The following is a 21,413-nucleotide window of genomic DNA, read 5'->3' on the forward strand; positions in this document are numbered from 1 at the left end:
TTAGCCGCCGAACAGGTCGGCGAAGTCCTTCTTGTTGGCCTCGTCGTCCTTCAGGGCCTTGGCCGGGTCATAGGGCATCAGCGAGATGAAGGAGGTGTCCGGGAAGCCGGCCGGCGGCGCCACCCCCGGCAGCGCCGGCAGGAAGCCCTGACGGGAGGCCAGCTCCTGGCCCTCCTTGCTCAGCAGGAAGGCGATGAAGGCCTTGGCGGCGTCGGGATTCTTGCTGGTGTTCAGGATGGCCACCGGCTCGGTCACCGCGCTGACGCCCTCCTTGGGGAAGACGAAGGCGACCGGGGCGCCCTTGGCCTGCTCGCGGATCGGCAGGTAATCGACGATGACGCCGTACAGCTTCTCGCCGCTGGCCACCGACTTCAGGATGCCGCCGTTGCCCTTGGCCGCGGTGGTGCCGTTGGCCTGGAGCTTCTCGTAGAAGGCCATGCCGAGATCCGGCTGCTCCTTCACGGCGGCCATGTGGATGGCCGCGGCGCCGGAATAGAGGGGGCTGGGCATCACGGTGGTGCCCTTGGCTTCCGGCTTCAGCAGGTCAAGCCAGGAGGAGGGCTTCATCGGCGCCGCCGTGTTGTAGGCGATGCCGGTGGTGATCAGCTTGGTGGCGAACCAGGTGCCGTCCGGATCGTGGGTGCCGGGGCGGTAGCCCTGGACCGGCGCGTCCGTGTAGGCCAGCAGGCGCTTCTCCGCCTTCAGCGACTCCATGGTCACCGCGTCGGCGATCAGCAGCAGGTCGGCCTGCGGGCTGCCGGCGGCGATCTCGGCGCGGAGCTTGTTCATCAGCTCCGTCGTGCCGCTGCGGACCCACTCGACCTCGACGCCGGGGTTCTTGGCCTTGAAGGCGTCCACCGTCTGCTTCGCGTCGGCTTCGAGCTGCGAGGTGTAGAGGACCAGCTTGCCGGCCAGCTTGTCGGCGGTGGTCTGGGCGGCAGCCTGGGCGGGCAAGGCCAGCAGAAACGCGCCGGCGGCGGCGGCGATGGTCGTCCCGATGGCCGCGAACGCCGCGGCAAGGTGTGTGCGCTTGGCCTTCATGTCTCCCGTTTCCCTCTCTGGTCGTCTCCGCCGGTCCGGAGCCTCACTGGAGTGCCCCGGTATGCGAACGAAGGCCCTTGTTTACGCCAGAACCATGACAGCCGCGTGACGGCGGCCGTTCCGGACGGTCTTGCAGCGTCATACCCGATTGGGACGGCACAGGGAAAGGGGACGGCCCGCGGAAGGGGGGGCGGCGGACGCGGTTTCGTCCTTGCCGAGGCCCAGCGCGTTGCGGGTGGCCTCCAGCCGGTCGGCGGAGCGCGCCACCGCGGTGGCGCTCTTGCGCAGGCGGTACAGGCTGCGGACCATGCTGTCCACCGCCGCACCGCGGAGCTGGGCGGCGCGGGCGGCGGGGGCGTTCTTGTCGTCGGGCACGGCGTGCAGGGGCGCCGGCCGCGTCACCAGCAGGGTGGAGACCTCCAGCCGCATGGCGTTGTCGCGGACCGCGTGAACGCGGTGGACAAGTTCGGCCAGGGAGATGTCACGGCACAGGCCCCGGCACCACAGGGAACCGGTTTCCGACCGCATGCAGAATCCGCAGCCCGCTTCCTCGCTCCACAGACGCTTGGCTGTGTGTACCGGCATGCTCCACCCCGTTGCTCCAGCTTCAGGAAAGCGCCGGAAGGGGGCATGAAGCAAAGCGTCTTTGGCGATACCGCTCTGTGGGGAGGCCGCTACGCCCCTTTTCCAACAGAATCGCGCGAAGGGCTTGGTAGACAAGCCGTTCGGCAGCACCCTCAGAACAACCGCCATAGCGAAAGGAGCGCGGACCGTGACCAGCGAAGCCCCCGACCGGCCCATCCTTCAAATCGAATATTGCCGCCAGTGCCGCTGGATGCTGCGCGCCGCCTGGATGGCGCAGGAGCTTCTGACCACCTTCGAGGACGAGTTGGGCGGCGTCACCCTGATGCCCGGCACCGGGGGCATCTTCGAGGTGCGGCACGGCGAGGCTGTGGTCTGGTCGCGCAAGGCGGAGGGCCGCTTCCCCGACATCACCGAACTGAAGCAGCGGGTGCGCGATCACATCGCCCCCGACAAGCCCCTGGGCCACGCCGACCGCAAGCGGCCGGCGGAGCCGTAAGGGGGATCGCTTAGCGGACGGCCTTCACGTCGGTGACGGCCACCGTCTGCTTGGGCGGCGCGGCGCCGAAGCCCTGCTCCAGCAATTCGGCGACCTCGCGGTCGCGGGAGGCGGCGGTCGTGCCGCCCAGCACGACGGCGACCAGACGCTGGCCGTTGCGGCTGGCGCTGCCGGCGAGGTTGAAGCCGCTGAGGTTGATGAAGCCCGTCTTGATGCCGTCGTAGCCTTCGACGCGGCCGAGCAGCCGGTTGTGGCCGGGCACCACCGTGCCGTTCCAGTCGAAGCGCGTGCGCGAGAAGTAGGCGTATTCCCGCGCCGGGCGGGACACGATGGCGCGCGACAGGCGGGCCATGTCGCGGGCTGTGGTGCGCTGCTCCTTGTGCGGCAGGCCGGAGGCGTTGCGGAAGGTGGTGCTGGCCATGCCCAGCGCCTGCGCCTTCGCCGTCATCATCTCGGCGAACTGCTCCTCGCTGCCGCCCATCGCTTCGGCGAGCACGACGGCGACGTCGTTGGCCGACTTCACGGTCAGGGCGAGGATCGCGTCCTCCACCCGGATGGTCGAACCGACGGCGAGGTTCAGGCGCGACGGCTTCTGGTTGGTGGCGTGGCGCGACACCGGCAGTTCCTGGTCCAGCCGCAGCGTGCCCCGCTCCAGCGCCTCGAAGGTCAGGAGCAGGGTCATCATCTTGGTCAGCGACGCCGGATAGGTCAGCGTATCGGCGTTCTCCGAATCGAGGACCCGGCCCGACTGCGCGTCCATCAGCACATAGGCGTGGACTGGACGGAAGACGGCGGCCCCCGCCACGGTGCCGGCGGCGGCTCCGGCGGCGACCCGGCCCGCGCGGCGCGCCTTGCCGGTGCGGTGGACGGCGGCCTTGCGCAAAGAGGCCTTGTGAGTGGCCGCCTTATGAGTGGCGACCTTGTGCGCGGTCCGGACGGCGGCGGGTTTCGCCGCGGTCTTGGAGGCCGCAGCCTTCTGGGGCGCAGCCTTGGCGGCCGTCTTGGCGGTGGGCTTGGGCGCCTGCTTGTGCACCGTCTCCTGGGCCGCCTTGGCGAGGGCGTCCACGGGATTGACGGCGACGGGCGTGGCGACGGCCAGGGACAGAAGCAGCGGCAGAACGAAACCGTACGGCGAACGCGGCATGATGGCGACCGGATGGAGAGATGGTCGCCTCCTGTACCCTGAAAGCGGTTAACAAAAAATGTGTCGAATCTCTGGCGCCTTGTGTGATTTTGCGGTTCCGGCGTGAGCGGTGCCGTTTACCAATCAGCTGGTACCCATCGATCGCCCACGGCTCCGCGGTTGCCTGTGTCGCAGCGGCAACTCTGCTGTGCACATTGTGGCACAGAAGCATCATCCGACGCGATGTCACTTGTGCCGCGCCGCCGCGGACGTCAGATGTCTTATGCCGAAAGGGCGCTGGTTCCCGCGTGTCGTCCATGCGACCTCACGTCCGGACAGAGCCTTTTGTTAGCCGTCTGTTCATCGCCGCGTGGGATGCTTCGATTATGCTGACGACCATTCGCACCTGCGCCCGGCCCGCCCTCGGAGCGAGGATCGCCGTGGGCCTCCTCGCCGGGCTGCTCGCCCTGCCCGCTCAGGCCGCGCCGTCCACCGCTTCGGGCACCTCCACGGGCCGGGATGTCGTGGGAACCTGGATCGCGCGGATCGACCAGCGCGCCGCCGAGCTGGAGGGCATGCCGCGCGTGCAGCAGACGCGCGTCGGTTACGGCTCCGTCCTGAAGAAGGGCGACGGCGGCATGGTCGACGTGGTGGCTCCCGGCCCGGTGCGCCCGTCCGACGTGCCGGAGGGCACCGCCCCCGCCGCCGGGACCGCACCGACGGTCGTCGTGACCCCGCCCGCCGAGCCGATCCCGCAGGCCGATCCGTCGGCGACGCCCGGCAACGCGCTGAGCGGAACGGCGACGCCCGGCACGGTGGTGGAGGTGCTGCCGCCGCCCCCGGCCCTGACCATCCAGGTGCGGGCGCGCGCCGCCGACCGCGTCGGCCGCCTGTCCACCCGGCTGATCGAGCTGGGCTTCCTGAACCAGGAGCAGTGGACGGAGACCTTCGACGACAACCTCGAAACCGCCGTCCGCGCCTTCCAGCTCTCCGAAGGGCTGATGCAGGACGGCAAGGTCGGCGAGGTCACGCGCCAGGCGCTCGACCGCACGCCCAAGGAGGCCGCCAAGCTGATGCGCGGCGCCACCGCGTCGATGCGCGCCTTCCAGGCGTCGGTTCCGGACACGGTGATCCTGGTCAACCTGCCCAGCCAGACCGTGTCCTTCATCGAGCGCGGCAAGCTGAACTTCACCATGCGCGCCGTGGTCGGCCGGCCGTCGCGCCAGACCCCGCTGCTCCAGGACCGCGTCACCAGCGTGACGATCAACCCGACCTGGACCGTGCCGCCGACCGTTCTGGTCGAGGACAAGCTGCCGGTGCTGCGCAAGAAGGGCAACACCGGCATCAAGGACGCCGTCGTCTATCTGGACGGGGTCGAGGTGGTGCCGGAGAGCATCAACTGGTGGCAGGTGACGCCGGAGCGCATCCGCATCGTCCAGAAGCCCGGCGACGACAACGCGCTCGGCCGCTTCCGCTTCAACCTGACCAACGGCGACGGCATCTTCCTGCACGGCACCAACGACCCGCGGCTGTTCGAGCGCGACCTGCGCGCCGCCAGCTCCGGCTGCGTGCGGCTGGCCGACGCGCGGATGGTCGCGGAGACGCTGCTGCGCCCCGCCAAGCTCGACTCGGCGGCGATCGAGCGGCAGCTCGACAGCGGCAAGACCAAGACGGTCTCCCTGCCCAACGCCGTGCCGGTCCGCTTCGTCTACTGGACCTCCACGGTCGAGAGCGACGGCACCGTGCGGGTGCATCCGGGCATCTACGACGACGTGCCCTCCAGCCCGTCCGCTCCAACCTCGGCCACCCAGGCCCCGGCCGCCGCGGGCACCGTCTCGGCCCCGCGCCGGGTGGAGCCCAAGCCCGTCCGCCCGACCCCGGCCGCCGCCCCGCAGGCGACTCCGGCCCCGGCGCCCGCCCAGTCCTCCTCCACGGCCACCCCGGCCCGCGCCGCCGACACGCGCAACGGGGCCGAGGCCGTCCGCACGGCGATGTGACGCCCCCGCACAGGAGCACGCTTTGCCGAACGTAGAAAAGGCGCCGTCTCGACGGCGCCTTTTTCATTTCCCATCTATGCTTATGGCGGCGTCCCGTCCCGCGCCGCGGTGGAGGTGCGCGATGATCCCCTTCCCGACTCCGGCGCGGCTGTGCGCCCTGCTCCTGCCCGCCCTTCTGATGATGCCGGCGCCGGCGCTGGCCGGCGGCTGGCATGGGGGGAACTTCTTCGGCTTCAGCGTCTCGCTGCCGCTGGCCTTTGGCTTTCCGCCGCCCCTCTATGTCCCGCCCCCCCTCTACGTGCCGCCGCCCGTGGTCTATGGGCCGGTCCCCCAGCCGGTTCCGGCGGCGCCTTTGGCCACCCGGACCTCCCCCACCTATCTCGGCCCCGGCGGGCGCCCTTGCCGCGATTTCCAGATGCCCGGCGTCGTCGGCGGACGCCCCGCGACGCTGGTCGGAACCGCCTGCCTCGATCCGGACGGCCAGTGGCGGGTGACCGGTTGAGGTGGGGGCCGTCGGCGGGCAACTCTATCCGCAATATCGGGATATCCCCAGAAGCTGTGGGTAACTCTGTGAGCGAATCCGGGAGCAACCTGTGAGCATGGCCGGGAATCCGCGACCTTGACCAAGTTGCCCAAATTTCAGGCACTGCTGAAAAGGCGGAATTGCCCGACTTTTGCGGGTTTCAACGGTTTCGAACCGGTCCGGAAAAACAAAAAAGCAACATTCGCAGAGTCAAGGACGCCGTTCAGGCGAATGTGCATAACTCGGGCTAACCCGGACCATTGGCCCCACAGACCGTTGCGACATAACCTCCGGGAAACGGCCGGAGCTCACGCGCACAGGCGGGCCAGCAGTTCGGCCAGCCGGGTCCGGTCGTCCGCGGACAGGCGCCGGGTCAGTTCGGCTTCCGCCTGGGCGATGGCCGGCCCGGCCGCCTCCACCACCCGGCGTCCGCTGTCGGCCAGCCGGACGAGGTTGCGGCGGCGGTCCAGGCTGTCGGGGCTGCGCAGGAGGTAGCCGCGGTCGATCAGCCGCACCACGACCCCCTGCATGGTGGCGGGGTCCATCGCGATGCTGCGGCCAAGGTCGATCTGCGACATCGGCCCATGCTGGTGCAGCGCCGCCAGCGCCGCCCATTGCGGTGCCGTCAGGTTGAAGGCGGTCAGAGCTTCGCTCAGCATGGCGGTGGCCCGCTGATGAACGCGGCGGATGCGGCTGTGGATGGACTCTGCGGGCACGGTGCAAAGGGCGACGTCGCAACCCTCCCTGCCGTCGGCAGAATCGGTGCCGGCCATTTCGGTCGGGAGAGCCATGAACGCGGTGGCCTCGTGTCAATGAACGACACGTTGGCCTTTAACACCGATCTGTGTCGGTTGTGTTTCAGGAGCGCCTTACGACATTACCGTTCTGAAATATGACGAAAGGCGAGGTCACTCCGCCGCCTGACAGATCGGCGCTGCCGCGCCGTCGCGCGTCTCGCGCCGCTCCAAATCAAGGAGTTGAACCATCCGGCGCTCCACCGCGACCAGATACTCGCGCGTTTCCAACCCGCGGCACTCCCGGCTGTGCCGGCGCAGCAAAAGGATGGCTTGGTAAGAGGGATTGCGGCTCCATGGCATGGTCGGCTCGCGTGGAAAGACGGTGGTAGGGGCTCCAATTACAATTGAGAAATATTACGGGAATGCGAGCGGCGCCATGAAAATGATTCGTTGCGAACGGGACCCTGGTTTGCTCGGGAGGGTTACGTCCGCGGCGACCGCCACGCATGACGCGCATGTCCGGGGCCGAGAGTCGGTTGCTTTGGGAGAAGCGGCAAGCGCAGTCACGACCACTGCGTCGACGGTTGTGGCGGCCCTCGTCCATCGGGTGGTGAGGCCGCGTGATCCGATGGCCGCCGGGCGGTGGGCCGAGGCGGAATCAAAATGGAGTTATCCGGCCCGTTAATCGTTGCATCTGTGCCCCCGTGTGGCATGAACGCGCTGTGGAGTTTGGAGAACATCCACCACCGACGATCCTGTTCCGGTTGCCACTTGCGGCGGTTCGCCCCGTTCGGGCGCAAGGATGGCCGACCTCCTTCATCAGATTCCCTTGGCGATGCCCCATTATCTGCGTCTGTTTCTCTTGATCGTGGCCGCCGTGGTGCCGCTTGCGGCGCTCCAGTTCATGACGCAGCACAGCCTGCGGCAGGATCGGGAGAACGAGGTGCGCAACGACACCCTGCGCCTCCTCGATCTGCTGGACGCCGAGCAGCAGCGCATCGCCGCGGAGGCGCGGCAGGTGCTCGCCACGATCGTCGAATCGGGCGTGCCGCAGGCGGGGCCGCCGTCCTGCCAGCAGGCCATGGACCGGCTGCGCGCCCGCTACCCCGCCTATCTGTCGGTGGAGGTGGCCGACCGGACGGGCCGCGTGTGGTGCGCGACCGATCCGGTCTCGCTGGGCGTCGATCTCGGCGGCATCCGCACCTTCCAGAACGCGCTGGCCAGCGGCGCCCTGACGATGGGCGAGTATGGGCTGCGCTATCCCAACCAGCGCCCCATCCTGCCCTTCCGGCTGGCCTACCCGTCGCCGGACGGCACGCCGGACGGCGTGGTGACGGTGCTTCTCGACGCCCGCTGGCTGGAGGAGAATCTGGGCCGCCGCCCCCTGCCGCCGGGCATGGAGATGGTGATCGCCGACCGCCAGGGCCATGCGGTGGCGCGCCTGCCGGAGGCGCCCGAGGCCATCGGGCAACCCCTGCCCACCGCCATGCTCCAGGCCATGCGCGCGGCGCGCGGGACCCGGTCGGTCGCCGTCTTCGAGACCGGCGGGGTGGAGCGGATGGTGGTGTCCGCCCCCCTGGAGACCGGCAGCGGCGAATCGATGATCGCCATCGGGATCGACCGCGATGCGGCGTTGCGCCCGGTCCGCGACGCCATGGCCTTGTCGCTGGCGCTGTTCGGCGGGGCGCTCCTGCTCACCTGCCTGGGGGCGGCCTGGGGCATGCGGCAGTTCCTGCGCGTGCGCGAGCGGATGCTGGAGACGGTGGTCGAGAAAGCCTCGGTTCTGGAGAGCACGACGGACGCCGTGGCCGAACTCGACCGGTCCTGGCGGGTGGTCTTCGTCAACGAACGGGCGCGCGCCCTGCTGTCCGAGTCCGGGAAGGCCGTGGGCCGGAACGGACGGCAGGCCTTCGCGGAACTGATGGGCGGGGAGTCCGGACGGACCCTGCAGGAGGCCATGGAGCGGCGGGAAGCCGTGGAGTTCGAGACGCAGGGGCCGCGCAGCGGCGTCTGGTTCGCCGTGCGCGCCTTTCCCTCGCGCAAGGGGCTGGCCCTCTATTTCCGGGACGCCACGGAGCGCCGGCGCCTGGAGGACGAGCGCACGCTCCTGACCCGGCAGCTGGAGGCCGAGCGCAGCCTGCTGACGGCCATTCTGGACCATCTGCCCTCGGGGCTGCTGGTGGCGGAGGCGCCGAGCGGGCGGATCGTCAAGGTCAACGACACGGCGCTCAGCCTGCTCGGCGGCCCGCCGCCTCCCGCCGCCGGCTGCGGCTGCGACGGCACGCGGGCCTGCAACGGCGGCGCCTGCTTCGGCGAGGGGCGCTGCCCGCTGTCCCGTGCCTTGCGGATGGGCGAGACGGTGGAGCAGGAGGACATGCCTTACACCCGGCCCGACGGCACCGCCATGACCCTGTCGGTCAGCGCCACGCCGGTCCGCGGTGCCGACGGTCGAACGACCCTGGCGATCTGCACCTTGCGCGACGTCGGGGAGCGCAAGGCGATGGAGTTGGCGCTCCAGCGCGCCAAGGAGGAGGCCGACGAGGCCAACCGCGCCAAGTCGAAGTTCCTCGCCGCGGCCAGCCACGACCTGCGCCAGCCGATGCAGTCCATGTTCCTGTTCACCGGCGTCCTGCACCGCTTCGTCGGCGACGAACAGGGGCAGCGCAGCCTGGACATGCTGGAGCGCGGCCTGGACACGCTGAAGGGGCTGCTGGACAGCCTGCTGGACGTGTCGCGGCTGGACGCCGGGGCGGTCGATCCGCGCGTGGAGCCCTTCCCCCTGAACAATCTGCTGGACGAGATCGCCGCCTCCTACGCGCCGATCCTGGAGAGCAAGAGGCTGGCCTTCCGCATCGTGCAGGACCAGGCGGCGACGGTGCTCAGCGACCGCGTCCTGCTTGGCCGGATGGTGCGCAACCTGCTGGAGAACGCCGTCAAGTACACCGAGCGCGGGGCCGTGCAGATCGCCGTCCAGATGCAGGGCGATGGCGCACCGGGCAACGGGGCATCGGGCAATAGGACGCAAGGCGGCCGGGTGCGGATCGAGGTCAGCGACACCGGAATCGGCATCCCGCCCGATCAGTTGACCCGGATCTTCGCGGAGTTCCACCAGCTCAACAACCCGGAACGCGACCGGGCGCGCGGCCTCGGCCTCGGCCTCGCCATCGTCCAGCGGCTGTCGGCGATCCTCGATCATCCCGTGGAGGTGAAATCCCAGCCGGAGCGCGGGTCCGTCTTCGCCGTCACCGTGCCGGTCGCCCCCGTGGAGACGGCGGCGGAGACGGCCCCGCCGTCCGTGATCGCTTCCGCCTTCACCGGCGGCGGCGAGGCTCCGCGCGCCCTGCTGGTGGACGACGACGCCATTGTCCTGCTGGGGCTGCGCGACATGTTCCGGGAATGGGGCTACGAGGTGCGGATCGCCGGTTCCACCGACGAGGCGGTGGCGAAGATCGAGGCGGACGGGCGCATGCCCGACGTGATGCTGGTCGATTACCGCCTGCGCGAGGGGCGGGTCGGGACGGAGGCGGTGGTGCGGGTCCGCGCCATGGCCGGACGGGACGTGCCCGCGGTGATCCTGACCGGAGAAGCCGGTCCGGAATGCGAGACGGACGCCGCCGCGCATGGGCTGGAGGTGATCCGCAAGCCGGTGACCCCGCGCCAGCTCCGGCGCGCGTTGGACCGCGCCTTGGCGAAGCGGGCGAGGACGGCGGAGGCCATGACCGGGGCGGAGGGTGAGCGTCTTCCGCTGTGAGGAGCCCCGCGGCGGGTTGAGCCCGCTGGACAAAGAAAGTGGCCCGCCGTCCGGTCGGACGGCGGGCTCTTGAGGTGCAAAACAGGGAGGCACACGCCCTTGGGGCAGACTGAAGATAGCGACGGGCCCCTCCCCGCGCGAAAGGGTGAAAGTCGTAGCGTCCGGCGTGTCCGGGGTGCGCCGAAGGGAGCGGACGTCCTCCCCGAAAAAATGACCGCCCCGAACGATTTCGCTTGAGCACCGCCGTCGGCACGGCTATATCAGCGCTCCCGCGTCGCCCCAAGGGATGCGGGACAAAGAGCAGACGATGCGCTTGTGGCGGAATTGGTAGACGCGCTAGGTTCAGGTCCTAGTGGCTGAAAGGCCGTGGGGGTTCGAGTCCCTCCAAGCGCACCAACACTTCTTGTGTTGGTCTGATCATAAGTGGGGCCATAGCTCAGCTGGGAGAGCGCTACAATGGCATTGTAGAGGTCAGGAGTTCGATCCTCCTTGGCTCCACCATCATGAAGCCAGCAACCCCGACGGGTTGCTGGCTTTTTCCTTTTGGTGCCGGCGCCGCGGCTGATCCGATGCCGCGGCGCGGACCCGGTGCGCCGGCCCGCGCGCCCGGACGCCTCTCTGGGGGCTTGAGGCGACAAGGCGAAGCGGTCCGCCACGCCCCGCCGCGGATGGCGGGGCCGGTCAAGACCTTGAACCGGCTACCCTTCGAACCGGGCGGGCAAGCCGCGTGGAACCAAGTCCGCGGCCACCCCGCCCGTGCCTCACGCCTGCCCGACGCTGTGCCCGGCACCACGCCCGCGGCGACCCCGCGCGGCGGGCGGATCGACAACCCCGACCTCCGCGCCAAGAGCCGGGTCGCCGGCACCGTCGGCCTGGTCGGCGCAGCGCTCGGCCAGTTCGCGGATCGCCCCGCGGATCTCCGGATCGCGGATGTTCTGGAAATAGCGGGCGAGCATCAACGCCTCGCGGGAGCGCAGCGTGCCTTCGGTCTCTTCCGCCTGCGGGCTGACGGTTCCCGCCTCCTGGGCGGCGTGGCGTTCCTCCAGCCCCTCGAAGAAGACGGAGACCGGGACCCGGAAGAACTGCGCCAGCTTGAACAGCCGGCTGGCCGAAACCCGGTTGAAACCACGTTCGTACTTCTGAAGCTGCTGGAAGGTCAGACCCAGAGCGGACGCGACATCGCTCTGACTCAAACCGGCGAGCATGCGCAACTCGCGCAGGCGCTGCCCAACAAACACATCGACCTCGTTGAGGCCTTCCTTCTTCTCACGTCCACGTCTTTTCACGGCATTCCCCCATCGGCAACGGTGGCAAAGCCCCATGTCGCGCGAAGCAACATTCGGTTTTGCGTTGGAAAGATTCCGACGTGCTTGTGCCACGATCTTTTTGGTATCGGACAAGCGACCATTGCAACTCAGCTATGACGTCGAGGTCGCAAAGTCAACCACCGCTGCGATATTTACTACCTACGTCCAAACAAACCCTAGAAAGAGAATGGGTATATGCAAGCAGATCATTCTTTCTTTCGAGGTAATTTTTAATTGCTTGCCTCGGAAACAATCGCAACGCCGCGCCTTTACGGAGAGAGGCCGCTCCGCTTCTCGCCCGCCGGTCGGCAAAGGAGCGTTGCCGGCGCGCATCGGTAGGCACATTTTGCCGGGCACTGGGCAATTTCTGCCCATGAATTAACGCTCTCTTCATCAAGACAGGCCAGCATGCGCGCTTAAGGCAAGGACCGGCGCGGTTTTTGCAAATTCCCTATTCTGCGTCTGCGAAATCAAGAACTTCCCGGAGATCACCGGGGCATCCGATCGGGGACTAGCGCGTGAACAACCTTCTGCAGACATTGCGCAACCTGGGTCCCGCGCGCCTGGCCGCCATCGGCGGCGTCGGCCTGCTCCTGATCGGATTCTTCGTTTACCTGATGACGCGCCTCTCCACCCCGGAGATGGAGCTTCTCTACGCCGAACTCCAGCCCACCGAGGCCGCGGCCATCGCCAAGAAGCTGGAGGAGGCGAAAGTCCCCTTCACGGTGGACAAGACCGGCACGAAGATCATGGTCGCCGCCGAGCAGGTGGGACCGACCCGCATGCGGATGGCCGCGGCCGGCCTGCCGTCGGGCGGCTCCATCGGCTACGAGCTGTTCGACAAGGGCGAAGGCTTCGGCGCCACCAGCTTCATGCAGAACATCAACCACCTGCGCGCCCTGGAAGGCGAGATGGCGCGCACGGTGCAGACGCTGAACGGCGTGCAGAGCGCCCGCGTCCATCTGGTGCTGCCCAAGCGCGAGCTGTTCGCGCGCCAGCAGAATCCGGCGACGGCCAGCATCTTCATAAAGCTGCGCCCCGGCGCCCAACTGTCGCGCGAGAACATCCAGGCGATCCAGCACCTGATCGCCGCCTCCGTGCCGAACCTCGACCCCAGCCGCATCTCCATCGTCGACGACAAGGGCACCCTGCTCGCCCGCGGCACCGGCAACGACAGCGCGGACGCCATGCTGGCCTCGGCGGAGGAGAAGAAGGTCGCCTACGAGAGCCGCGTCGCCCGCATCATCGAGGATCTGCTGGGCCGCACCGTCGGCTACGGCAAGGTGCGGGCGGAGGTGTCGGCGGACCTCGACTTCGACCGCATCACCACGCAATCCGAAATCTTCGATCCGGAAAGCCAGGTCGTCCGCTCCACCCAGACGGTGACGGAGGCGAACGAGAGCCACGACCGCGACCCGCTGTCGCCGGTCACCGTGGACCAGAACCTGCCGACCGCGCAGTCGGGCAACAACGCCGGGCCGATCTCGCAGAACAAGCAGAACCGCAGCGAAGAGACGATCAACTACGAGATCAGCCGGACCACCAAGAACCACGTCCGCGAATCCGGACAGGTCCGCCGCCTGTCGGTCGCGGTTCTGGTCGACGGCACCTACAGCCTGCCCAGGGACGGCAACCCGGCGGCCTACCAGCCGCGGCCGGAGCAGGAGCTGGAGAGCATCAAGGCGCTCGTCCGCTCCGCCGTCGGCCTCGACGCCGTGCGCGGCGACACGCTGGAAGTCATCAACATGCGCTTCTGGTCGCCGGAAGACGACGTCCAGAAGCCGGAGGAGCTGTTCCTCGGCATGACCAAGGACGACCTGTTCCGCATCGCCGAGATGGTCGTGCTGGGCATCGTCGCCGTCCTCATCATCCTGCTGGTCATCCGCCCGCTGATCACCCGCGCCTTCGAGAAGGCCGACCAGCAGGAGGAGGACGACATGGACCGCCTGCTGGCCGACCAGAGCGGCATGCCCGCCGCCCTGGCCGCGCCGACCGGCGCCCTGGCCCAGGACCTCGCCCTGGAGGCCGCCCAGGCCGACGAGGAGCTGGAGCAGATGATCGACATCAACCGCGTCGAAGGCCGCGTCCGCGCCTCCTCGCTGCGCAAGGTGGGCGAGATCGTGGAGAAGCACCCGGAGGAAGCGGTGTCGATCCTGCGCAACTGGTTGTATCAGGAGAGCTGACGCGATGAGTTCGGTCCGCAAATTCCTGTTCGACGAGTCCTTCGACGTGGACGCGCCGCCGCGCCGCCAGCATCAGGCCGACGACGACTATTTCGACAACATCCCCCTGCCGGAACCGGAGCCCGAACCGGAACCGGAGCTGCCGCCCGAGCCGCCGCCGCCGGTGTTTGGCGAGGCCGATCTGGCCGCCGCCCGCGCCGCCGGCTTCACGGAGGGCGAGACCGCCGGCAAGTCGACCGGCTACGGCAAGGGCTTCGTGGACGGCAACAACGCCGGCCGCAAGGATGGCTACGAGCAGGCCCGCGTCGAGATCGAGGCGACGGTGCAGGCGCGGATCGCCAACGCGCTGGAAACCGTCGGCAACGGCGTGCAGCATCTGCTGAACGAGCATTACGCCACCAGCGCCCAGCGGGCCGACCAGCCCGTGCACATCGCGCTGGCCATCGTGCGCAAGCTGATGCCGGAACTGGCGCGGCGCGGCGGGCTGCTGGAGGTGGAAGGGCTGGTGCGCGCCTGCCTGACCGACCTGATCGACGAGCCGCGCCTGGTGGTGCGCGTCGCCGACGACATGGTGGACGCGGTGCGCGAGCATCTGGACCAGGTGATCGCCGCCCGCGGCTTCGGCGCCAAGCTGATGGTGGTGGGCGATTCCGGCCTCGCGCCGGGAAGCTGCCGGATCGAATGGGCCGAAGGCGGGGTGGAGCGCGACACCGCCGGCCTGCTCGCCCAGATCGAACGGCGGATGGCCGGCCTGCTGGAGGCCCCGCCGGGGTGACATCCCCGCGGGTTGGATGGCGCACAGGATTTTTTAAGGTTCTAAGGGCTTCTGGAGACTTCGATGGCCAAGGACAGCTTCTCCCTCGACGAGTTGGACGGCGGCGGCCGCAGCGACATTGCGGAGTATGAGACCGGCCTGGGTCCAGCCAAGGATCTGGAAGCGGTCTACGACATCCCCGTCCAGATCTCCGCCGTGCTCGGCAAATCGACCATGCAGGTCAGCCAGCTGCTCAAGCTCGGGCGCGGCGCGGTGGTGGAGCTGGACCGCAAGGTCGGCGAAGCCATCGACATCTATGTGAACAACCGTCTGGTCGCCCGCGGCGAGGTCGTCGTGGTGGAGGACCGGCTGGGCATCACCATGACCGAAATCATCAAGTCGGACCGCGGATGAGCCTCACACGAGACAGCGCCGAATCGTCCCGCCGGGGCGGGCGTTCGGCCCGGCCGCGCGGCGGGGTGGACATGGCGACGCTGGTCGGTCTGGCCGCCGCCGCCGTGGTCATCTTCGTCGCCATGGCGGCGGGCGGCAGTCTGCGCGCCTTCGTCGACCCGCCGTCGCTCATCATCGTGCTGGGCGGCACGCTGGCGGTCACCACCGCCTCCTTCTCGCTGTCCGACGTGGCCATCGCGTGGCGCGACGCCGGGGCGGTGCTGATCCACCGGACCAGCGACCCGCGCGGCGTGGCCCGGCAGGTGCTGCTGCTCGCCGAGGCGGCGCGGCGGGCGCCGGAGACGCTGCGCAACGTCCTGCCGGAGCTGAAGCACGAGTCCTTCCTGCACCGCTCGGTCACGCTGGTGGCCGAAGGGCTGCCGCCCGACGACATCGAGCGGATGCTGATCGGCGAAGTCGAGGCGTCGGGCGCCGGCAAGGTCAAGAGTGCCGGCGTGCTGCGCCGGGCGTCGGAGGTGGCGCCGGCCATGGGGCTGATCGGCACGCTGGTCGGCCTCGTCCAGATGCTGGGCAGCCTCAACGACCCGTCAAGCATCGGCCCGGCCATGGCGCTGGCCCTGCTGACCACCTTCTACGGGGCGGTGCTGGGCAACGTCGCGCTGGCCCCGCTGGCCGCCAAGGTGGAGCGGACGGCGGAAGAGGACGCGCTCGTCAAGACTCTCTACACCATCGGCGCGGTATCCATCGCGCGTCAGGAAAATCCGCGGCGTCTGGAGATGCTCCTGAACGCCGTTCTTCCGCCTGGAAAGCGGATTCAGTACTTCGACCGGGACTCCGACCGGGGTTCTCCGAGGGGAGCGTAAGATGCGTCTGCTGATCGTTGGAACGTTGGAAGGGTACATCACCGCCGCTGGCAAGATCGCCATGCAGCGCGGGGCGAAGGTGTCCCACACCGACAGCATCGAGGGCGCCCTGAACGCCCTGCGCGCGGCGGCGGGGGCGGACCTCGTGATGATCGACGTCAAACTCGACATCGCGACCTTCATCGAAAGCCTGAAGGCGGAACGGATCACCATTCCCGTGGTGGCCTGCGGCATCGGCACCGACGCGGCGGCGGCGGTGAAGGCGATCCGCGCCGGCGCCAAGGAATACATCCCCCTGCCCCCCGACGCGGAGCTGATCGCCGCCGTCCTGGAAGCGGTGGCGGAGGAAAGCCACGCCATCGTCTGCCAGGACCCGGCCATGCTGGCGACCCTGCGGCTGGCGGACCAGGTGGCGCCCAGCGACGCCTCCGTCCTCATCACCGGCGAGAGCGGCACCGGCAAGGAGCTGATGGCCCGCTACATCCACCGCAAGAGCCGGCGCTCCGACGCGCCCTTCGTCGCGGTGAACTGCGCGGCCATCCCGGAGAACCTTCTGGAATCGGAGCTGTTCGGCCATGAGAAGGGCGCCTTCACCGGCGCCGTCGCCCGCCGGCTGGGCCGCTTCGAGGAGGCCAACGGCGGCACCCTGCTGCTCGACGAGCTGTCGGAGATGCACCCGCGGCTCCAGGCCAAGCTGCTGCGCGCCATCCAGGAGAAGGAGATCGACCGCATCGGCTCGTCCCAGCCGGTGAAGGTCAACGTCCGTCTGGTCGCCACCTCCAACCGCAACCTGGAGAACGAGGTCCGCGCCGGCAACTTCCGCGAGGATCTCTATTTCCGGCTGAACGTGTTCAGCGTCGCCATCCCGTCCCTGCGCGAACGGCCGGCCGACATCCCGCTGATCGCCGACCATTTCCTGAAGAAATACGCGCAGGCCAACGGGCTGGGCGAGAAGCGGCTGTCGGACGACGCGCTGCTGATGCTGCGCGCCCACCACTGGCGCGGCAACGTGCGCGAGCTGGAAAACACCATGCACCGCGCCGTCCTGCTCTCCAAGTCGGAGACGGTCGGACCGGACGCGATCATGCTGACCAGCCAGCTGCTCGCCCCGGAAGGGTCGGCGCAGGCGTCGATCCCGACCAACTCGCCGGTCGCCAACCCCTTCGCCGGGCCGGGCGGCACGGTGCCCCAGGCGCCGCGCGGCTATGGGCAGCCGGCCCCCGGCTACCCGACCTCCTACGCGCCGCCGCAGGGCCACGCCGCGGGAGCGGCGGCCTACGGCAACGCCGGGGCGTCGTCCTATGGCAACGCCGGAGCGGCGTCCGGCGCCCCGGCCGTCCAGGGCCTCGTCGGGCGCACCGTGGCGGAGGTCGAGCGCGACCTGATCATCGGCACGCTGTCGCACTGCCTGGGCAACCGCACCCACGCGGCGAACATCCTGGGCATCTCGATCCGCACGCTGCGCAACAAGCTGAAGCAGTACAGCGAGGAGGGCGTGCCGGTGCCGCCGCCGGGGACCGAGGAACGGGCGGCCTACTGATCCGCTGATCGGGGGAAAGGCGGAGGAGCGGCGGCATGGCATTGACCGAACACAATCCGGGGGCACGCGCGGGCGGCGGCAACATGTCCGCGCTGACCGACATGGCGGCCGTCGCGAAGAGCGCGCTGAAGCGCGGCGACATCGTGATGGCGGCCGGCATCATGCTGATCGTCGTCGGGCTGATCCTGCCTCTGCCCCCGATGCTGCTCGACGTGATGCTCGGGCTCAACGTCACCATCTCGGTCCTGATCCTGATGGTGGTGCTGTTCATCGAAAAGCCGCTGGAGCTGTCGGCCTATCCGACGATCCTGCTCATCACCACGCTTTTGCGCCTGTCTCTGAACATGGCCTCCACCCGCCTGATCCTGACGCAGGGCCACGAGGGAACCTCCGCGGCGGGCCATGTGATCGAGGCCTTCGCCGGCTTCGTCATGGGCGGCGACTTCATCATCGGCGTGATCGTCTACGCGATTTTGACGATCGTGAACTTCAAGGTCATCACCGCCGGTTCGGGCCGCATCGCCGAAGTGGCGGCGCGCTTCACCCTGGACGCCATGCCCGGCAAGCAGATGGCCATCGACGCCGACCTGTCCGCCGGCATGATCGACGAGACCACCGCCCGCGCCAAGCGCAAGGAGCTGGAGGACGAAAGCGCCTTCTTCGGCTCCATGGACGGTGCGTCGAAGTTCGTGAAGGGCGACGCCGTCGCCGGCCTGATGATCATGTTCATCAACATCATCGGCGGCGTGTCGCTGGCGGTCCTGCGCTACGACATGCCGATCCTGCAGGCGCTGGACACCTTCACCAAGCTGACCATCGGCGACGGCCTCGTCTCGCAGATCCCGGCGCTGGTCATCTCCATCTCCGCCGGCTTCCTGGTGTCGAAGGCCGGCACCGGCGGCTCCACCGACAAGGCGGTGGTCGGCCAGCTCACCAACCATGTCAGCGCGCTCGGCCTGTCGGCGGGCGCGATGACGCTGCTGGCCCTGATGCCGGGCATGCCGGTGCTGCCCTTCCTGCCGGTGATCGCCGTCGTCGGGGCCGCCGCGTGGTATCTGCCGAAGATGCGCGCCAAGAAGGAGGCGGAGGAGGCCGCCGCCGCTGCCGCCGAGGCCGCGGGCATGGGCGGGCCGGGCGGCGGGGCCGCCCCGGTGGCCGACGAGCCGATCGCCACGGCGCTGGCCATCGACCTGATCCGGCTGGAGCTGGGCTACGGCCTGCTGTCGCTGATCAACCAGCCGCAGGCGGGCAGCCACCGGCTGACCGACCAGATCAAGGGGCTGCGCCGCCAGATCGCCGGCGAGGTCGGGTTCGTCATGCCCGCCGTGCGCATCCAGGACAACCTCCAGCTTCCGCCCAACGCCTACATCATCCGCGTCAAGGAGATCGAGGCGGGGCGCGGCGACATCCGCCCGAACATGCTGCTGGTCATGGACCCGCGCGGCGAGGCGATGAGCCTGCCCGGCGAGCAGACGGTGGAGCCGACCTTCGGCCTGCCGGCCATCTGGATCGAGCCGGGCTACCGCGAGGAGGCGCTGTTCAAGGGCTACACGGTGGTCGATCCGTCCACGGTCATCACCACGCATCTGACGGAACTCATCAAGGACAACATGCCGGAGCTGCTGTCCTTCACCGAGACGCAGAAGCTGCTGGACGAGCTGGACAAGGAGCACCAGAAGCTGATCGCCGACGTGGTGCCGGCGCAGATCACTGTGGGCGGATTGCAACGGGTGTTGCAGAACCTGCTTGCAGAACGGGTGTCGGTACGCGATCTTGCGACCATTCTGGAGGGCGTGTCCGAAGCGGCAAGCCAAACCCGCAGCATCACGCAGATCACCGAGCATGTGCGCACGCGCCTGGCGCGGCAGATCTGCGACGCGAACATCAACGAGATGGGAGTGATCCCGCTCGTCACCCTGTCCCCCGAGTGGGAACAGGGGTTCGCGGAATCGCTGGTGGGCGATGGCGACGACCGGCAACTGACGATGGCGCCGAGCCGGCTTCAGCAATTCATCACTTCGGTCCGCCAAACCTTCGAGCGACACGCCATGATGGGCGAGACCCCCGTCCTGTTGACCAGCCCCCTGATCCGTCCCTTCGTCCGCTCGATCGTCGAGCGGTTCCGGCCGGCCACCGTGGTGATGTCGCAGAACGAGATTCACCCCAAGGCGCGGATCAAGACCCTGGGGCAGATCTGATGCAGGCCATGACGAACCAGTGTGACAGGCGGGGAGCGGGCCGATGCGGCTGAAGTCGTTCCACGCCAAGTCCATGTCCGAAGCCATGCGCATGGTCCGCCAGACGCTGGGCGACGATGCCATCATCGTCGCCACGCGCGAGGAGGACGGCGGCGGCGTTCGCGTGACCGCGGCGGTGGAGGACGACGATCTGCTGATGGCGCAGGCGCGCACGGCCCAGCCGACCCGGACCGCCCGCCCCGTGGTGGTGGTCGAGGAGGAGCCGGAGATCGACGTGGGCGAGGTGGTGGCCGACGTGCTGCACCGCCACGGCGTTCCCGCCGCGCTGGCCGAGCAGTTGATCGACGCCGCCGCCGGTCTGGACACCGACGACCCCGCGCTGGCGCTGGGCGCCGCCCTCGACTCCATGTTCACCTTCAGCCCGCTGCAGGACCGGCGCGGCGGCAACAAGCCGCTGATCCTGGTCGGACCGCCGGGCAGCGGCAAGACGCTGATCGTCGCCAAGCTGGCCGCCCAAGCGGTGTTCCGCAAACGCTCGGTCGGCGTGATCACCACCGACACGGTTCGCGCCGGCGGCATGGAACAGTTGGCCGCCTTCACGCGTCTGATGAAAATCAAACTGGCGACGGTGGAGGACCCCGACGCGCTCGCGGGCGCGTTCGAGGTCAGCCGCGGCGCCGATGTCGTCCTGGTGGATACCGCCGGGCGCAACCCCTACAACCGGGAAGACATGGCCGACCTCAAGGCCCTGCTGTCCGCCGGGGTGGCCGAGCCGATCCTCGTGCTCCCCGCCGGGCTGGACGCCATGGAAGCCGCCGACATCGCCCAGTCCTTCAAGGCGCTGGGCGTGCGGCGGATGCTGATCACCCGGCTCGACATGGCGCGGCGGCTGGGCAGCCTGCTCGGCACCGCGCACCGTTCGCGCATGGCCTTCTGCAACGCCAGCGTTTCCTCCAAAGTGGCCGAAGGACTGACACCGCTGAACCCGGTGGCCTTCGCCCGCCTGATGATGCCCGCCGAGGACAAGGCGGCGCGCAACCGGCCCAAGCCGGCGGCCCCTGCCAAGACCAAAGCCGTTCGTTCTTCGTCGAGGACCATCCCATGACCGATCCGGTGTTTCCGGCCGCCCTCAAGAACGTTCACCCGCTGCGCGGTGCCAACGTCATCGCCGTGGCCAGTGGAAAGGGCGGCGTCGGCAAGACGTGGTTCTCGATCACGCTCGCCCACGCGCTGACCAAGATGGGCAAGAACTCGCTGCTGTTCGACGGCGACCTCGGCCTCGCCAACGTCGACATCCAGCTCGGCTTCCAGCCGAAGAACGATCTCGGCGCGGTCATCAACGGCGACGTGACGCTGGGCCGCGCGGCCCAGCGCTACACCGAGGGCGGCTTCGACATCATCGCCGGCCGCTCCGGCTCCGGCACGCTCGCCCAGCTGCCGAGCCAGCGCCTGTCCGGCCTGCGCAACGACCTGATGGAGCTGGCCCGGCGCTACGACTGCGTCATCATGGACATGGGCGCCGGCGTCGACCGCACGGTGCGCACCCTGTCCGGCCCGGCCGGGACGACGCTGGTGGTGACGACGGACGAGCCGACCTCGCTGACCGATGCCTACGCCTTCATCAAGCTGACCCACGCCACCAACCCCACCGCCGACCTGCGCGTCGTGGTCAACATGGCGCAGAGCGTGAAGGACGGCGAGCGCACCTACGGCACCATCCTGAAGGCCTGCCAGAACTTCCTGAAATACAAGCCCGCCCTGGCCGGCATCATCCGCCGCGACCTGAAGGTGCGCGACGCCATCCGCAACCAGTCGCCGCTGCTGACCCGCTCCCCCAGCTCCGACGCGGCGCGGGACGTGCTGGCCATCGCCCAGCGGCTTCTGAACGGCCAGTAAGTCCG

At 68.9% G+C, this 21,413-nt stretch carries 17 protein-coding genes and 2 tRNA genes; 14 read left to right on the forward strand and 5 right to left on the reverse strand.

Annotated features, from left to right (window positions below):
• Positions 1-1,041, reverse strand: coding sequence for an ABC transporter substrate-binding protein (locus FBZ83_RS03005; RefSeq protein WP_145681005.1), 1,041 nt, complete (start codon positions 1,039-1,041; stop codon positions 1-3).
• A gap of 138 nt (positions 1,042-1,179) precedes the next feature.
• The gene (locus tag FBZ83_RS03010) at positions 1,180-1,626 is read right to left on the reverse strand and encodes a hypothetical protein (protein ID WP_145681006.1); all 447 of its coding nucleotides are present in this window, start codon (positions 1,624-1,626) and stop codon (positions 1,180-1,182) included.
• A 187-nt stretch (positions 1,627-1,813) separates the two neighbouring features.
• Between FBZ83_RS03010 and FBZ83_RS03015 the strand changes: the two genes are divergently transcribed.
• Entirely contained in the window at positions 1,814-2,122 is a 309-nt protein-coding gene (locus FBZ83_RS03015; RefSeq protein ID WP_145672669.1) for a SelT/SelW/SelH family protein, read from the forward strand.
• 10 nt (positions 2,123-2,132) lie between these two features.
• Here the strand turns inward: FBZ83_RS03015 and FBZ83_RS03020 are convergent, their stop codons facing one another.
• Complete coding sequence (locus FBZ83_RS03020) at positions 2,133-3,266, reverse strand: D-alanyl-D-alanine carboxypeptidase family protein (RefSeq protein ID WP_145681007.1); 1,134 nt, start codon at positions 3,264-3,266, stop codon at positions 2,133-2,135.
• Between the two features lie 365 nt (positions 3,267-3,631).
• Here FBZ83_RS03020 and FBZ83_RS03025 point away from each other — a divergent pair, with 365 nt between their 5' ends.
• Both FBZ83_RS03025 and FBZ83_RS03030 read left to right on the forward strand, forming a co-directional pair.
• Complete coding sequence (locus tag FBZ83_RS03025) at positions 3,632-5,242, forward strand: L,D-transpeptidase family protein (RefSeq protein WP_145681008.1); 1,611 nt, start codon at positions 3,632-3,634, stop codon at positions 5,240-5,242.
• Positions 5,243-5,363: 121 nt separating this feature from the next.
• Entirely contained in the window at positions 5,364-5,744 is a 381-nt protein-coding gene (locus tag FBZ83_RS03030; protein ID WP_145681009.1) for a hypothetical protein, read from the forward strand.
• 329 nt (positions 5,745-6,073) lie between these two features.
• On the opposite strand, the gene FBZ83_RS03035 is transcribed toward FBZ83_RS03030, so the two are convergent.
• Positions 6,074-6,556 carry a MarR family winged helix-turn-helix transcriptional regulator gene (locus tag FBZ83_RS03035; RefSeq protein WP_145681010.1) on the reverse strand — a complete coding sequence of 161 codons (483 nt, stop codon included), beginning with the start codon at positions 6,554-6,556 and terminating at the stop codon, positions 6,074-6,076.
• 748 nt (positions 6,557-7,304) lie between these two features.
• Between FBZ83_RS03035 and FBZ83_RS03045 the strand changes: the two genes are divergently transcribed.
• The 3 genes from FBZ83_RS03045 to FBZ83_RS03055 all read left to right on the forward strand — a co-directional run bounded on the left by FBZ83_RS03045 (position 7,305) and on the right by FBZ83_RS03055 (position 10,754).
• On the forward strand, positions 7,305-10,253 hold the full coding sequence (locus FBZ83_RS03045; RefSeq protein ID WP_247888113.1) for a hybrid sensor histidine kinase/response regulator: 2,949 nt from the start codon (positions 7,305-7,307) through the stop codon (positions 10,251-10,253).
• 309 nt (positions 10,254-10,562) lie between these two features.
• A tRNA-Leu gene (locus FBZ83_RS03050) sits at positions 10,563-10,649 on the forward strand.
• Between the two features lie 29 nt (positions 10,650-10,678).
• Positions 10,679-10,754 (forward strand) — tRNA-Ala (locus tag FBZ83_RS03055).
• A 260-nt stretch (positions 10,755-11,014) separates the two neighbouring features.
• Here the strand turns inward: FBZ83_RS03055 and FBZ83_RS03060 are convergent.
• Positions 11,015-11,539 (reverse strand): helix-turn-helix domain-containing protein, encoded by a 525-nt coding sequence (locus FBZ83_RS03060; RefSeq protein WP_186465953.1) that lies wholly within the window; start codon positions 11,537-11,539, stop codon positions 11,015-11,017.
• A 539-nt stretch (positions 11,540-12,078) separates the two neighbouring features.
• Here FBZ83_RS03060 and fliF point away from each other — a divergent pair.
• From fliF to FBZ83_RS03100, 8 genes are all read left to right on the forward strand, one after another.
• Positions 12,079-13,743: a flagellar basal-body MS-ring/collar protein FliF gene (gene fliF / locus FBZ83_RS03065; protein WP_014198332.1), complete on the forward strand. Its 1,665-nt coding sequence runs from the start codon at positions 12,079-12,081 to the stop codon at positions 13,741-13,743.
• A 4-nt stretch (positions 13,744-13,747) separates the two neighbouring features.
• Positions 13,748-14,518 (forward strand): FliH/SctL family protein, encoded by a 771-nt coding sequence (locus FBZ83_RS03070; RefSeq protein WP_145681012.1) that lies wholly within the window; start codon positions 13,748-13,750, stop codon positions 14,516-14,518.
• Between the two features lie 63 nt (positions 14,519-14,581).
• Entirely contained in the window at positions 14,582-14,911 is a 330-nt protein-coding gene (fliN, locus tag FBZ83_RS03075; protein WP_014198330.1) for a flagellar motor switch protein FliN, read from the forward strand.
• Entirely contained in the window at positions 14,908-15,774 is an 867-nt protein-coding gene (locus tag FBZ83_RS03080; RefSeq protein ID WP_145681013.1) for a motility protein A, read from the forward strand. Before fliN ends, FBZ83_RS03080 begins: the two co-directional genes overlap by 4 nt.
• A gap of 1 nt (position 15,775) precedes the next feature.
• Positions 15,776-17,314: a sigma-54-dependent transcriptional regulator gene (locus FBZ83_RS03085; protein ID WP_145681014.1), complete on the forward strand. Its 1,539-nt coding sequence runs from the start codon at positions 15,776-15,778 to the stop codon at positions 17,312-17,314.
• Positions 17,315-17,349: 35 nt separating this feature from the next.
• Entirely contained in the window at positions 17,350-19,512 is a 2,163-nt protein-coding gene (flhA, locus tag FBZ83_RS03090) for a flagellar biosynthesis protein FlhA (protein WP_145681015.1), read from the forward strand.
• Positions 19,513-19,555: 43 nt separating this feature from the next.
• A complete protein-coding gene (locus FBZ83_RS03095; protein WP_014198326.1) occupies positions 19,556-20,617 on the forward strand; it encodes a GTPase in 1,062 nt (353 codons plus the stop codon).
• On the forward strand, positions 20,614-21,408 hold the full coding sequence (locus FBZ83_RS03100; protein ID WP_014198325.1) for a MinD/ParA family protein: 795 nt from the start codon (positions 20,614-20,616) through the stop codon (positions 21,406-21,408). The genes FBZ83_RS03095 and FBZ83_RS03100 overlap by 4 nt, the downstream gene beginning before the upstream one ends.
• Positions 21,409-21,413 lie beyond the last annotated feature (5 nt).

This window comes from Azospirillum brasilense (assembly GCF_007827815.1).
Lineage (GTDB): Bacteria > Pseudomonadota > Alphaproteobacteria > Azospirillales > Azospirillaceae > Azospirillum > Azospirillum brasilense_C.